The organism is Variovorax sp. ZS18.2.2, assembly GCF_024701975.1.
Classification (GTDB): Bacteria; Pseudomonadota; Gammaproteobacteria; order Burkholderiales; family Burkholderiaceae_C; genus Variovorax.
Genome location: NZ_JANLNM010000008.1, coordinates 117,892 through 131,909, shown reverse-complemented (window position 1 = coordinate 131,909; position 14,018 = coordinate 117,892). Strand labels below are relative to the sequence as shown.

14 protein-coding genes are annotated in these 14,018 nt (G+C 64.9%); 3 read left to right on the top strand and 11 right to left on the bottom strand.

All coding sequences use genetic code 11. From position 1 onward, the window contains the following. Positions 1–60 precede the first annotated feature (60 nt). Positions 61–1,116: an RNA methyltransferase gene (locus tag NU688_RS26135; RefSeq protein WP_257863768.1), complete on the top strand. Its 1,056-nt coding sequence runs from the start codon at positions 61–63 to the stop codon at positions 1,114–1,116. On the opposite strand, the gene NU688_RS26130 is transcribed toward NU688_RS26135, so the two are convergent. The 3 genes from NU688_RS26130 to NU688_RS26120 form a co-directional block, all read right to left on the bottom strand. Next, positions 1,094–1,519, bottom strand: a complete 426-nt coding sequence (locus NU688_RS26130; RefSeq protein WP_257863766.1) for a hypothetical protein — start codon at positions 1,517–1,519, stop codon at positions 1,094–1,096. The genes NU688_RS26135 and NU688_RS26130 overlap by 23 nt on opposite strands. Before the next feature lie 172 nt (positions 1,520–1,691). Next, positions 1,692–4,082 (bottom strand): DNA polymerase II, encoded by a 2,391-nt coding sequence (locus tag NU688_RS26125; protein ID WP_257863764.1) that lies wholly within the window; start codon positions 4,080–4,082, stop codon positions 1,692–1,694. Between the two features lie 69 nt (positions 4,083–4,151). Next, positions 4,152–4,523 (bottom strand): VOC family protein, encoded by a 372-nt coding sequence (locus NU688_RS26120; protein ID WP_257863763.1) that lies wholly within the window; start codon positions 4,521–4,523, stop codon positions 4,152–4,154. A 236-nt stretch (positions 4,524–4,759) separates the two neighbouring features. Here NU688_RS26120 and NU688_RS26115 point away from each other — a divergent pair, with 236 nt between their 5' ends. Beyond that, on the top strand, positions 4,760–5,185 hold the full coding sequence (locus NU688_RS26115) for a hypothetical protein (RefSeq protein WP_257863761.1): 426 nt from the start codon (positions 4,760–4,762) through the stop codon (positions 5,183–5,185). 153 nt (positions 5,186–5,338) lie between these two features. Here NU688_RS26115 and NU688_RS26110 read toward each other — a convergent pair whose 3' ends face one another. The 8 genes from NU688_RS26110 to rtcR all read right to left on the bottom strand — a co-directional run bounded on the left by NU688_RS26110 (position 5,339) and on the right by rtcR (position 11,753). Further along, positions 5,339–6,034: a glycosyltransferase family protein gene (locus tag NU688_RS26110; protein ID WP_257863760.1), complete on the bottom strand. Its 696-nt coding sequence runs from the start codon at positions 6,032–6,034 to the stop codon at positions 5,339–5,341. A 340-nt stretch (positions 6,035–6,374) separates the two neighbouring features. Next, positions 6,375–6,647 carry a hypothetical protein gene (locus NU688_RS26105; RefSeq protein ID WP_257863758.1) on the bottom strand — a complete coding sequence of 91 codons (273 nt, stop codon included), beginning with the start codon at positions 6,645–6,647 and terminating at the stop codon, positions 6,375–6,377. A 264-nt stretch (positions 6,648–6,911) separates the two neighbouring features. Next, entirely contained in the window at positions 6,912–7,847 is a 936-nt protein-coding gene (locus NU688_RS26100; RefSeq protein ID WP_257863757.1) for an ornithine cyclodeaminase family protein, read from the bottom strand. Next, on the bottom strand, positions 7,844–8,701 hold the full coding sequence (locus NU688_RS26095; RefSeq protein ID WP_257863755.1) for an alpha/beta hydrolase: 858 nt from the start codon (positions 8,699–8,701) through the stop codon (positions 7,844–7,846). Before NU688_RS26095 ends, NU688_RS26100 begins: the two co-directional genes overlap by 4 nt. Further along, entirely contained in the window at positions 8,698–9,264 is a 567-nt protein-coding gene (locus NU688_RS26090) for an exonuclease (protein WP_257863754.1), read from the bottom strand. The genes NU688_RS26095 and NU688_RS26090 overlap by 4 nt, the downstream gene beginning before the upstream one ends. Positions 9,265–9,268: 4 nt before the next feature. After that, entirely contained in the window at positions 9,269–9,598 is a 330-nt protein-coding gene (locus NU688_RS26085; RefSeq protein WP_257863753.1) for a low molecular weight protein tyrosine phosphatase family protein, read from the bottom strand. Positions 9,599–9,601: 3 nt separating this feature from the next. Further along, entirely contained in the window at positions 9,602–10,129 is a 528-nt protein-coding gene (locus NU688_RS26080) for a 2'-5' RNA ligase family protein (protein ID WP_257863752.1), read from the bottom strand. A gap of 16 nt (positions 10,130–10,145) precedes the next feature. Continuing rightward, positions 10,146–11,753: an RNA repair transcriptional activator RtcR gene (gene rtcR / locus NU688_RS26075; protein ID WP_257863751.1), complete on the bottom strand. Its 1,608-nt coding sequence runs from the start codon at positions 11,751–11,753 to the stop codon at positions 10,146–10,148. Positions 11,754–11,969: 216 nt separating this feature from the next. On the opposite strand from rtcR, the gene NU688_RS26070 reads away from it, so the two are divergent. Further along, positions 11,970–13,523: an RNA-binding protein gene (locus NU688_RS26070; protein ID WP_257863750.1), complete on the top strand. Its 1,554-nt coding sequence runs from the start codon at positions 11,970–11,972 to the stop codon at positions 13,521–13,523. Positions 13,524–14,018 lie beyond the last annotated feature (495 nt).

The window sequence follows — 14,018 nt, the reverse complement described above, 5'->3', positions numbered from 1 at the left end:
CGTGTCCCGAAGTCCATTTCCCCAATTGCCCCCATTGCCCCATTTGCCCCCAGACAGCGCATGCGCATCCACGAACTGAAACGAAGACTCCGCGAAGCCGGCGCGGGCCCCAGCCACGAGCAGCGCATCCTGCGGCTGTGGTCGCACGCGCTGCCGCGCAACAGCGGCCGGCGCCTGCCGCACAGCTTCTTTCCGTCGTCGCTGATGGAAGCCCTGCCAGCCATCGAAGCCGAGCTGGCGGGCCTTGCGCGCATTCACACGGTGCACCCCGGTGCGGATGGCTCCGAGCGGCTGCTGGTTGCCCTCGCGGACGGCCAGACCGTGGAGAGCGTGCTGCTGCCGCGCGATGGTTTGTGCGTCTCCTCGCAGGTCGGGTGCGCTGTGGGCTGCCAGTTCTGCATGACGGGCCGGGATGGGTTGCTTCGCCAGGTGGGCAGCGCGGAAATCATTGCCCAGGTCGCGCTCGCACGCATGCGCCGGCCGGTGCGCAAGGTGGTGTTCATGGGCATGGGCGAGCCGGCCCACAACCTGGACAACGTGATGGAGGCCATCGAGCTGCTCGGCACGGTGGGCAACATCGGCCACAAGAACCTGGTGTTCTCCACCGTGGGCGATCCGCGCGCGTTCGAGCGGCTGCAACAGGAACGCGTGAAGCCTGCGCTGGCGCTCTCGCTGCACACGACCAAGGCCGACCTGCGCAAGACGCTCCTGCCGCGCGCGCCGCACATGACGCCCGAGGAACTGGTCGATGCGGGCGAGCGCTATGCGCGGGCGACCGGCTATCCGATCCAGTACCAGTGGGCGCTGCTCGAAGGCGTGAACGATGGAGAAGACGAGATCGAAGGCATCGTCCGGCTGCTCTCGGGCAAGTACGGCGTGCTGAACATGATTCCGTTCAATGCGGTCGATGGCGTGGCGTTCAGCCGCCCGTCGTGGGAGCGCTGTGAGCAGATCGCGCGCACGCTGCACGAGCGGGGCATCCTGACGAAGCTGCGCGATTCGGCCGGGCAGGATGTCGACGGCGGCTGCGGTCAGTTGAGGGCGCGCGCCACCGGAGGCGCGCCGGTGGTGCTTCGACGGGGCGCGGCTGCCGCTACTGCCGGCTCACCGAAATGAGCGTCCACACGATCACCACGAGCTGAGCGAGGTTGATCAGGATGGCGGTGATGTGCGTCTTGCGGAACCCCGGAATCGCGTCCATGTAGTTGGACTTGATCTGCTCCCCGAGCGCGTCCATCTTGGGAATGACCTTCTTGCGCAGGACGATGGCCATCGCCGCCAGCGCCGCGGCACCCACCGCGATGCCCAAGCGCCCCGCAAGCGCGAAGCTGATCGCCGTGGCGGTGGCCGTGATGAACGCGCCGACGTAATAGAGGTTGAAGAAGCCGCGCACGAAGCGCGCGTCGAGCGGCGTGTCGTGCTTCAACACCAGGAGCGGGATGGAGCCCATGATGAAGTAGGCCGTGGTGACGAGGAGGGCCACCGTGAAGAACAGGGCGGCGAACATGGCTGCGGACATCTTGGTTTTCTCCATGTCTTGCGATGGAATCTTCCACGCGAAAGCGGCCCGCTCGGGGCTGCGACGCGCTCGATACGGATTGGGCGTCGATCTGGTGGAAGAAGGCAAGGGGGCTTCTATTTAGTTGCCGACGGCCCCGAACCCGGCCGCCAGCCGGTACGCCCCGCCCTGGCTAGAAAAGACCTTGCTGTGCCGTCGTCAGGGCCATGAAGCTCTCGCCCATTGGCTGGAGGATGGCGTCGGCAATCGGCTGGAGCTGCTTGCTCAGGTAGTGCTCGTAATCGATTCGGGACTGGCGAATCTCCATGGGCTCGGGCCCGCCCTGGGTCATGACGTACCGGATCCAGCCGCCGTTCTGGTATTGCTTCGGACGGTTGATCCGCGCGTTGTAGTCGTCGGCAACCCTTGCGGCGCGCACCTGCGGCGGTACGTTGACCTGGTAGGCATCGAGGCGGTGGCGCAGGCGCTTGCGGTAGACGAGCAGGTCGTCCATCTCGCCCGCCAGCAGCGCCTCTGCATAGTCGGTCACGAATTCCTTGTAGGGCTCGTCGTGGAAGATGCGCGAGAGCAGCCCTTCCTGAAACTGGCGCGCCAGCGGGGTCCAGTCGCTGCGGGCCATCTCCAGGCCGCGGTAGACCATTTCCTCTTTCCCCTTGGCATCGACGCTCAAGCCTGCATACCGCTTCTTGCTGCCAACCTCCGAGCCGCGGATGGTCGGCATGAAGAACTTTTTGTAGTGGGTGTCGAACTCGATCTCGAGAAAGTTCGCGAGGCCGTGCGCTTCGCGGAGAGAGCGGGTCCACCACGCGTTGATGTCTCTCGCCAGGGTCGCCGCGATGGCGTGCGCTTCTTCGTTGGTGTGGGTGCGCTTGAGCCAGATGAAGATGGAGTCGGTGTCGCCGTAGATGACCTCGTAGTCCCGCTCTTCCACGAATTCGCGCGTGAGCTTCATCATCTCGTGCCCCCGAAGGGTGATGGCGGACACGAGCTTGGGATTGAAGAAGCGGCAGTCGGCTGCGCCGAGCACGCCGGCAAAGGAATTCATGAGCAGCTTCAGTGCTTGTGACAGCGGCTCGTTCTTGTCCCGCTTGGCTTCGTCCCGGGCGCGCCAGAGCGTGGTCACGATTTCCGGCAGACAGTGCTTCTCGCGCGAGAAGACGGTTCCTTGCGGCCCCTTGACGACCGTCGCCGGGTCGGCGGCGTGGGTGCCTTCCACGAGGCCCACGGGGTCGACAAGGAAGGTGCGAATGATCGACGGGTAGAGGCTCTTGTAGTCCAGCACCACGACGGAGTCGTAGAACCCGGGCTTCGAGTCCATCACGTACCCGCCGGGGTAGGCCTTGGTCGGAATCTCGCCCACGTTCGGCGCCACGTAGCCGAGGCGATGCATGCGCGGCAGGTAGTGATGGCTGAACGCGGCAATGGAGCCGCCGAAGTGGTCGGCCGGAAGGCCCGTGGTCTGGGCGCGCTCCATCACGAACTGCAGCAGCTTCGCCTTGTCGAAGATGCGCAGGACCAGCTCGCAGTCGCGGATGTTGTAGAGCGCGAGTGCCGGCTTGTCTTCCTGGTAGCGCCGCTCGATCTCCGCCATCTTGTCGTAGTCGTCTCCGATGGCCTTGCCCTCGCTCAGCAGCGCTTGCGAGACGGTCTCCAGGCTGAAGGAAGGAAAGCTCCATACAGCAGCCTTCAGCGCGTCGATGCCGTCGATGATCACCCGGCCGGGCGTGGGCGCGAACAGGTAGCCCTGCTTGCCGGGGTGCGTGCGCCATTCGATGGGCCGTCGCTCCCGCCCCAGGAGGAGCGGCACCCCGCATTCGTTGGCCGTCTTCTGGAGCACCCGCAGGTCGAACTGGATGACGTTCCAGCCGATGAGAACGTCCGGGTCGTTCCGCTCGAACCAGTCGTTGAGCCTCTCGATCATGGCCTTGCGGGTCGGGCAATAGACGAGCGAGAAGTCCGTGGGCTCGGCTGGTTCACTTGGCTCGCTCGATTCGCGTGGCGGCTCACCCAGCATGAAGACGACGCGGTCCGGCAAACCATCCAGCGCAATGGAATAGAGCGCTTCGTGCTGGCTCGTCTCGATGTCCAGCGACACCACCTTCAACACCGGCCGGTATTCGGGCGCGGGCTTGAGCCTGCAGTCGACGATGGTGGCGCGGTCTGCCTGCCCGCCCTCCACCAGCACGCCGGCGGTGATGAAGCGTTCCATCAGGTAGCGGTCGTGCGGACGCACATCGGCTTCGAGCAGGGGAATGCTCTCCGCCTGGAGGGCACGCGCCAGCCGGCCGAGCTGGCGGAAGTGCTTCGCATAGACACCGACGACGGGTTCCTGATGGAAGGTCTTCAGCGCGAGCTCACGGACCTCCACGCCCGGCATGGCCGCGAGGTGCGCTTCCACCTGAGCCCTGTGCCGGGTTGCGACGAATGCGACGGAGGTCTGGGAGGGCAGGACCACTTTGGTCGGCCCGGCATCTGTTGCGAGCCAGTACTCGATCTCCGTGCCGGCTGGCGCATCCCGCCAGTGGCGAGTGAGGATGAAGCCCTTGAGGTCGGTGGATGTCACGAGCGCTTGAAGAATCGGGTGCAGCAGGAGGCGGCTGGAGCGACCGATTTTCGCCCGGTCACGGCCGCATCAAACCGTGGCAGCCCGATGTGCCCTGCTCGAGATGCTGATCGAGTTCTTGTCGAGATCCTTGGCATTGGCGAATGCATATCCATTGGCCTCATGCACGGCCCCGAACACCAGACCCTGAAGCGCCGCCTGCGCGGCAAACGCCTTCACATCCTTCACATGGAAGCTCAGCTTCACGCCCACCTGCCCGAGCTTCACGGACTTGGCGGCCTGATGGATGAGGATGCCCGCGCCGCCGTCCGGATGCGTCAGCTCGATCAGTCCTTCGACAACTTCGCCGCTGGTGACAAAGCCGAAATGCCGGGCATAGAAGGCCGCGGATTTCTGCATGTCCCTGGCGTAGAAGATGACGGTGCCGAGTGGTGATTCCATGGGGTGTTTCGTGGTGAAGCTGCGGTGCGCCCGGATTGTCAGGCACCGTGCCGACCTGGTGCGAGAACTTCCTTCCGTACCAGAAGCGCACGCAACGCGTCGGCGCCCGGATTGGCAACCCACCGCCGCCTGGGGCCGTCACGGATCTGCCTTTTGCCCCCGCGAGACTCTTTCAGGGTTTTCCCGCATCCACGGGACGACTCCCTCCAACAACTCGCAGCAACAAAGAACCAACCATGAAGACCTCGCAACTCGCCCTCGCCGCCGCATTCGCGGTGCTCGCCGTGACCACCGCCCAGGCCCAGCAATCGGCTGGCCGCAGCCGCGCGGAAGTCGAAGCCGAAGCTGTCGCCGCCGCCCACGCACCGAACCAGAACGTGACCCGCGGCTCGCGCGGTGCCGATCCTTTCGTTTCGTCGGCCGACGTCGAAGCCATGAACAAGCAAGCCGTGGACACCGCGCACGCACCGAACCAGAACGTGACGCGCGGCTCGCGCGGTGCGGACCCGTTCACCTCGCAACGCGACCCGGCCAAGGTCTACCAGGAAGCCATGGCCACCGCCGCCGCTCCCGACCAGAACGTGACCAGCGGCTCGCGCGTGAACAGCAAGGTCGTCTCGACCATGCAGAACCCGGTGCTGCAGTCGGCGCAAGGCAAGTAAGCAGGCAGGCAGCAAGCGAGCGGCCAGTCGGAACGGCCGTTCGCCGCCTGACGTCATCGGCGCGCCACCGAGTGCGGGCGCCGATGGCCGATGGCTCGCAGTCCCCGATGTCCAGGACTTCAGGACATCGCTGACAAGTCGCTGAGCGCGTCGTCAGCCGGGCAGGGCCAGCGCCTGGTCGCCCCACTTTTGCACATAGACCTCATAGAGTTCGCGCCAGTGCGCGCCTCCGAAAGCGCCATCGCTTTGATGCGTCACGGAAATGGGCCACGTCCCCAATCGCAGCCCTTGCTGACGCGCGGTTCTGCAGAAGTCGATGTCGTAGAAATGAAAGTCGAATCGCGGATCGAACTGCACGGATTTCGCCAGCAGGGTGTGCCGGTTCGCTGCCAGAAAAACGCCGTCCAGCAACTCGCAGTCGGCCGGCACCGAACCCATGCAGTCGATGTGGCCAAACGGCTGCAGCCCATGGGCAATGATTCCTGAGAGATTCGCCAGATCGTCCCAGGTCAGGTTGGTGTCGATGTAATTCCAGCTCACATGGTGCTTTGGCAGGCGCCGATTGCCCGCCAGGCCGATGACGTCATAGGCGCGCAATCCCTCCGAGATGCGATTGACCAGGAAGTAGTCTTCCAGCCAGACATCGTCATGAATGAAGACGAGCATGTCGTTGGCATCGGCGGCTGTGAGCGCGCTGTTGAAAACATCGGGCAACCCCCGCCGGTTCTCGAAGCTCACGTGCGGCCTCAAGCGGCCATCGAAGCTGAGCCGACGCAGCGATTGCCCGAGAGCGGAATTGGCCCAAAACTCGGCTTCAGGCAATCTTGTCGCACTGACGATATCGATCATGGTTCTGTGGGGCGCGCAACCGCGCCTGAAAAGAGTTCTATCGCAGCAAGCGAGATGGCGGCGAGGTTTGGATTGGTGTTTCGAAATCAGCGCATGGCCGCCGGCCTTCGGTAAGCTGCGCACCCGCGTCGAGCACCGGGTCGATGTTCCCACGTTTTATCTGCCGCTCTAAGTGGGCGACCATTTGCGGCCGAGCAGTCCTTCACGCTACGGCACCTGGTGCGCCTTGCTCGAAATACGGATGAGCGGGGGCGGCTGACGATGCCGCTCGCGATCGCCAACCGCAGCCCTTCTTGTATCGCTCGTGGAGCAGGTGCGAAGGGCGCGGTGCCTCAGTGCCTCAGGCGTAAGCCTTCGAAGAAGAAAGCTTCTGCAGCATCGCCGTCTGCCGCACTTCCTCGGAGTCGCGCAGGCTCTTGGCGGCACGCGCCGCCACGTAGGCCACGTACAAGGTCTCGATGGCCTTGGCCCAGTCGTGCGCCTTCTGGGAAATGCCTTCGGGTTTGACGGCCGATCCGGTCACGGCGTTGGTGGAAAGATCGTCGTCCGGACGCGCCGGTACATCGAACCCCACCTTGCTGAGGATGTTGGCTTTCTGAAGGATCGTGAGCATGCGGTTGCCTCTCTGATTTCATCGCATTAGCAGGTTAGTGCTACTCGGCGTCGGGCGCTATCAGCCGTATGACGTATACGCCTGTCGTCCAACACCGGGTTCTGTTGCTGCTTTCAAGTTTCGTGCCATGAACGGATCGGCCGGCTTTCCGGCGGCGAGCGTTCGTTCCATGGAGTTTCTCTTGCGCATGACCCCTAGATGGGTTGCCGGCCCCGCCGAACGATGGGGACTTACCCTGAACCGAGGGCTCGGTCAGGTCTTCAGTCAGGCCGTGTGCTGCCATACCAGCGTGGCAGCAGTCAGGTCTTCGAGCGCGCTGCCGACGGCCTTGAACACCGTGCGTTCGGCATCGCCGGCGCGGCCCGCGCGTTCGCCACGGCACAGGTCGGCGAGCGTGCCCTGCACCTCTTGCGCGCGCAGGGTGCCGGCGGCGATCGCATCGAGCAGGTCGCCCGATTTCTGCAGGGCCTCGTTCGTGTCGATGAAGGTGCGCGCGCCTGCGAAGCACTGCACGTCGGCCTCGCGCATCGCGGGCGTGAAGCTGCCGATCAGGTCGAGGTGCGATCCCGGCGCGAGCCATTCGCCGCGCACCAGCGGCGCGGTGGCCAGCGTGGCGCAGCTGACGATGTCGGCGCTGCGCACGGCCGCTTCCAGATCGACTGCGGCCTGCGCGTTCCAGCCCTCGGCGCGCAGTTGCGCGGCCAGGGCCTCGGCGCCTTCGGACCGGTGGTTCCACACCGTCACTTCGTCGATGGGCCGCACGCTCGCATGTGCGGCCGGCAGCATGCGGGCGATGCGGCCGATGCCGAGCAGCAGCAGCCGGCGCGCATCGCTTCGCGCGAGGAACGAGGCGCCGAGCGCCGAAGCCGCAGCGGTGCGCCGCGCGGTGATCTCGTTGCCGTCCATCATCGCCAGCGGCACACCGGTGCGCGCGTCGTACAGCACATAGGTCGCATGCAGGCCGGGCAGGCCGCGCGCGCTGTTGCCGGGAAAGATGTTGATGGTCTTGATGCCGAGAAATCCCGCGTCGCTCCACGCCGGCATGATGAGCACGGTGCCCTTGTCTGCACCTGCGGTTTCGATGCTGTGCACATGGCGCGGCGGCACCTGCGCCTCGGCCGCGAAGGCTGCGCGCAATGCGGGCACGAGCTTTTCGAAACCCAATGGCGCGCGGGTGGCGGCTTCGTCGAAGTGCTTCATGGGGTCGGTGAACGCATCGCGGTGTCGAAGAAGTCCGTCAGCGCCTGCTGGTAGGTGGTGCCGAATCGCGGCGCAGACATCGGCTCGAGGTGGCCGGCGCCCGGCACCTCGATCAGCCGCTTGGGCTCGCGTGCATCGGCGAAGAGCCGCTGCGAATGCGCATGCGGAATCACGTTGTCGGCCGTGCCGTGGATCAGCAACAGCGGAATCGGCGAGATGGCAGCCACGTACTTTGACGCCGCATAGTCATCGCTCACCAGCAGGCCCGCACCCGAGAGCTTGTCGTTCGCGATCGACGAGTACGAATAGAACGTCGATTCGATGGCTGCGGCCTTCACGCCGGCCCGGTTGCCCGAACCGACGACTGCGATCGCGTTGGTGCCGCCGAGGCTCTGCCCGAAGACGAAGAGGCGCTGCGCATCGACATCGCCGCGCGAGCGCACGTAGCTGAGCGCGGCGCTCGAGTCTTCGAACACGCCCTTGGGCTCCGGCTTGCCTTCGGACTCGCCGTAGCCGCGGTAGTCGAACACGAACACGTTGTAGTCCTGCCTGGGCAGCCACGCCACGAAGCGCCAGTGCGTCGACATGTTCTGCGCATTGCCGTGGAAATGAACCACGGTGCCCTTGGCCTCCTTCGGGTTCTTCTGCCGGCCCACGGCGGGAATGAACCAGCCGGTGAGGCGCATGCCGTCGGCACTCTGGAACTGCACGCTCTCGTAGCGCAGGCCGAGCGCATCGGGCGTTTCGTAGCGCACGCGGTCGGGGTAATAGAACATCGACTGCACGCAGCCGCCGAGGAGCAGCGGCACGGCGCACAGCGCGAGCTTCCACCAGCGGCGGATCGGTGCTGTCATGGCTGGCCTGCGGCCCGGCGGTTTTCCGCGAGCATGTTGCAGAAGAGCGCGCCTTGCTCGATGGCATCGTCCAGCGCGATGTGCGTGTGCGGCAGCTTGTCGAACCATCGCCTGGGCATCGCGCGCTTGGTGCTGTCGCGGTAGTCGAGCCTGAGCATCGCCATCGCGAACGACTTGACGTCGAGCGCCGAGTGGCTGAAGGGGCTCTCGCCCGCAAAGCGCATCAGATACCAGTAGACGAACAGGAAGTCGAAGCCTGCGGGGTAGGCCACGAACACCGGCCGTGCGGGCAGGCCCTTGAGCCAGGTCACGTAGTTCTTCATGGCGCGCGCCGGGTCCTGCAGGTCGGTGCGGCACGCGGCCCAGGCCTCGGGCTGGGTTTGCCACCACGCGGCGGTCTTGGGGTCGGCTTCGGCGCCGGGCAGGGTTTCGAGGTTGGCGCTGAAGGTGGAGATGAGTTGCTTGTCGGCCGTGTAGGCGGCCGAGCCGAAGCTGAGCATCGAGTTCGGGCCGGGGATGGGGCCGTCGGATTCGACGTCGGTACTGATGTAGATTTCTGTCATTGATTCAATCGATTTCGAGGATGGACCCGACCGAGCGTTGGAGTTCTTCGATGAGCTCGGGGTCCATGTATTTGTATTCGTCGGGAATGTCGAGCACATGGATCGGCTTGCCCTCCAGCATCCGCGTGAACTCGGCCACCAGCCGCGACTTGTGTTTTTCTTCCATCACGAGGATGACGTCGGCCCATTCGATGTCGTCGATGGAAACGCGGTGCCGCGCATTCGGGCTGGTACCTGCGGAGCGCGCCGAGACCAGCGGATGCCGGCGCCAGAGTTGTTCCGCGGTGGGGCTGCGCCATTGGTTGCGGGTGCAGATGAAGAGGACGTTGCGCATGAGTCAGGCGGTGGCGTTGGGCAGCTGGAAGACGTGGAGGTCTTGCCAGAGGCCGGATGAGTTTTCGATGAGTACGACTTCGGTGCAAGCCGCATGCACAGCGCCCGATGAGAGCAGTCGCGCTTGCAGTTCGATGGCCGCTTCCTCCGCATGGAATGCGTCGCCATGTGCGACCGAGAGGTGCGGAATGACGTCGGCATGCACGCCGCCATAGGACGGGAAATCGGGGAAGGCTTCCACCAGTGCCAGCGTCATGCCAATGAAAGGTGCAGCTGGCTCGGGTGCGAGATACGCGGTTTCGGGAAAGCGGCCGATCTTGCCGAGAGAGAACGCGAACGACGGCGTGCGCTCCAGCACGCGCCGCGCACGATCGATCACTTCTTCCGTGATGAGCGCCGGGTCCATGAACGGAACCAGCAGCGTGATGTGCGCGGGCACACCGAGCGCGACAGTCGCGTCGTAGCGGCGGCGCAGATCTCCGACGAGGGGCTCGGCGGTGGGAACCTTCACGGCGAATGCGGAGATGGCCATCGGCGCGGAGGATAGCTCAGGCCTCGGCGAGGCGACTCCATTCGATGCCATGTTTCGCCAGGTACTTGCGGAGGCGGTCCGCATCGTTCACCACGCTGCGTTGCTCGCGCGATGCCTGGAACAGCTGGCGCCCCGCATCTGACAAGCTGCGCGCCTGCCAGCACACCCGCACCACCGCTTCGAGCTGCAGCCTGTCGAACAGGTCGAGCGCCGTCGCGCGCTCTTCACCCAGCAAGGCATCCAGATCCACATCGCCACTGACCGCCGTCATCGGCCCGCCGCGCTTCCACAACCACCGCAGCCGCGCAATCTCCGCCTCGACCAGCGCCACCGGAATCCGCCCGCCGTCCGCCAGCGTCGCGAGCCGCGTCACGCTCGCCGACAGATCGCGGAAGTTCCCGCTCCAGATCGCCTCGCCGCTTTGCGCAAACCGCAGGTAGGCCGCGCGCGCCTCGGCGTTGAAGCGCACCACGCGGTGGTTCTCGGCCGCGTGAATGGCCAGCAGGTGATCGACATTCGGCTCGATGTCTTCAGGCCGCTGCGCGAGGCCGGGCAGGTCATACGTCCAGAGGTTGATCCGCGCGAACAGGTCTTCGCGAAAGCGCCCTTCTGCCACATCGCTGCGCAGGTCGCGGTTGGTGCCGGCGATCAGCTGGAAGTCGCTCTCCACTTCCTTGTCCGCGCCCACGGGGAAGAAGCGCTTCTCCTCGATGGCCTTGAGCAGCATTGCCTGCTCGTCGGGCCCGAGTTCGCCGATCTCGTCGAGGAACAGCGCGCCCTGGTTTGCCGTGCGCAGGAGGCCGGGCCGATCAGTCGCGGCCCCGGTGAAAGAACCCTTCTTGTGGCCGAACAAGGTGGAAGCCGCACCGTCGCCGCGCAGCGTGGCGCAGTTCACTTCCACGAACGGCCCGGTCATCTGGTGCCGCGCCTGCTTCAGTTCGAACATGCGCCGCGCCAGGAACGACTTGCCCGCGCCGGTCGGCCCCACCAGCAGGATCGGCGCGCGCGAGCGCACGGCCACGCGCTCGATCTCGTCGATCAGCGCGTTGAAGCGTGCGTTGCGCGTGGCGATGCCGCTCTTGAGGAACGCGACCGCATCGCGCTGCTCCGCGTCGAAGCGCCGCGCGATCACGTCGTAGCGCGAGAGGTCCAGGTCGATCAGCGTGCATTTGCCCGCCTCGCCCTCGCGCTGCTTCTTCGGCGGCGAGGTCTGCGCAAGCACACCGGGCACCACGCGCGATTCCGACAGCAGGAACATGCAGATCTGCGCGACGTGCGTGCCGGTGGTGATGTGGGTCCAGTACTGCTCGCGCTCGGTGTCGAAGGTGTAGGCGCGCGCCCAGTCGTACAGGCGCGTGTAGACCTCGCCGAAGTCCCACGGGTCCGCGAGGTCGAATGGCACGAGGTTGACGGTGGTCTCGGGCGACACGCTGGCGATGTCGGCCTTCACCACCTCGGCCAGCGTCTTGTGGCGCAGCGTGTAGAGCAACTCCATGCGCGAGACGACCATGTCCTCGTGCTGCGCGAGCGAGACGGTGGGGCGCCACTTGTTCCAGCGGCCCGCGCCCTGGCCGGCATCGAGCTGGGTGCCGAGGAAGCCGATGACGACGGTAGATTTCTTCATTACGTGGATAAAAGACTATCAAAAATTATAAGAAATACCGATTGATCCCTGCAAGATTGCTCCCTGCTTAGACTGAAATATCAGAAAAATTTCAATTAAATCAATGACTTGAAGAATTTATCCAGCCAGCTAGCCTGTGCTGGCACACCCGTTGCAATAAGGATCACACATTCAAGAAACGAACGAACAAAAAAGAACCCCACAAGGAGAAGTCACATGGCCAACCTTCAACTCTTCCAGACCCTGCGCGGTGCGCTGCTGCCTTCGGCCACCACGCTCAACGAAGCGGGCGGCGTGGCTTACGCGCTGTCGCCCAAGCACCAGCTGGCGCAACTCGCCGCGACCGGTTGCCTGAACAACACCTTCTACGCACAAGCGCAGGACCAGCTCGACGCCGTGCTGGCCCTGGCCCGCGAAGTCGATCCGGTGTTCGTTGCCAAGACGGCCGTGTACGCACGCCGTGCCGGCCATATGAAGGACATGCCCGCGCTGCTCGCTGCAACGCTGGCGGTGCGCGACGTGTCGCTGCTCGCCAAGGTGTTCCCCCGCGTGGTGGACAACGGCAAGATGCTGCGCAACTTCGTGCAGATGCTGCGTTCGGGTGCCGTGGGCCGCAAGTCGCTCGGTACGCGTCCGAAGAAGCTCGTGCAGCAATGGCTGCTCGAAGCGACCGAAGCGCAACTGCTGAACGCCTCGGTGGGCAACGCGCCTTCGCTGCCCGACGTGGTGAAGATGGTTCACCCCAAGCCCGCCGAAGCATGGCGCGCCGCGTGGTTCGCATGGCTGATCGATCGTCCGTATGCGCTGGAGGCACTGCCTCCGGCGACGCAGGCCTTCGAGCGCTTCAAGCGCGACCGTTCGCTCGAGGTGCCTGATGTGCCGTTCCAGATGCTGACCGCGCTGGAGCTGGATGCCCAGGCCTGGGCGCAGATCGCACAGCGCGGATCGTGGCAGATGGTGCGTCAGAACCTGAACACCTTTGCGCGCCACGGCGTGTTCGAACTGCCGGGCCTCGCCGAGGCGGTGGCCGCCAAGCTGCGTGACCCGCAGGCCGTGGCCAAGGCGCGTGTGCTGCCGTACCAGCTGATGGCCGCCTTCACCGCCACTGGCGCCGAGGTGCCGCACGTGGTGAAGGAAGCGCTGCAGGACGCGATGGAACTCGCGCTGGCCAACGTGCCGGTGTTCGAGGGCCGCGTGGTGGTGTGCCCCGACGTGTCGGGCTCGATGAGCTCGCCGGTGACGGGTCACCGCGGTTCTGCGACCTCGGCGGTGCGCTGCATCGACGTGGCCGCGCTGGTGGCTGCCGCCGTGCTGCGCCGCAATGCGGATGCGCGTGTGCTGCCCTTCGAAACGAAGGTGGTGTCGCTCAAGCTGAACCCGCGCGATTCGGTGATGACCAACGCGGCCAAGCTGGCGGCGGTGGGTGGCGGCGGTACCTCGTGCAGCGCGCCGCTGGCGTTGCTGAACAAGGAGAAGGCGAAGGCCGATCTGGTGGTGCTGGTGTCGGACAACGAATCGTGGGCCGACCGTGCACGTGGCCGAGGCACCGCGACCATGCAGGAATGGGCGGCGTTCAAGGAACGCAACCCGAAGGCGCGGCTGGTGTGCATCGACATCCAGCCTTATGCGACCACCCAGGCGCAGGAGCGTGAGGATGTGCTGAACATCGGCGGCTTCAGCGACGAAGTGTTCAAGCTGCTGGCGGTGTATGCCGCGGGTGGCCTGGGCGCCGACCACTGGGTGGGTGTGATCGAAGAGACTTCGATCTGAGAGTGAAGCGAGAGGGTGCCGTGGGCCTTGGCCCGCGGTGCCCGATCCGAAGAAATTGAACGTCGTCGTTCGGCGAATGCAGATGCGAGTACATCCAACCATGTTCTTCCTCGCATCGAATGTTTGTCGCCGAACGGGGATGAAAGTTGTTGTGCGAATGCAGGCAGGACTACATCTGGTTTGACCAGGGTTCGAATCCCGGCGCCGGTTCTCTGGCGTGGTCTACGTCTTGCCATCCTTGTCGCACTGTTTTTTGCAGCGAATGCTGACGGAACTACAGACTCTTAATCTCGTTGTCGCGGGTTCGAATCCCGTCGGTCGCAAGACCGTAGCTCAGTGGTAGAGCACGACGTTTCGTCGATTCTTGTCGCTGTTTTTTGTTTTGAGGTGAATGCAGATGGAACTACAGGTAGACGCATGCAGCCTCGGCTGCAGACCCGGCAAGCAGCAATGCTCGCCAGGTGTCCGGGTTCAAGCCCCGGTCCGGAAACGGAT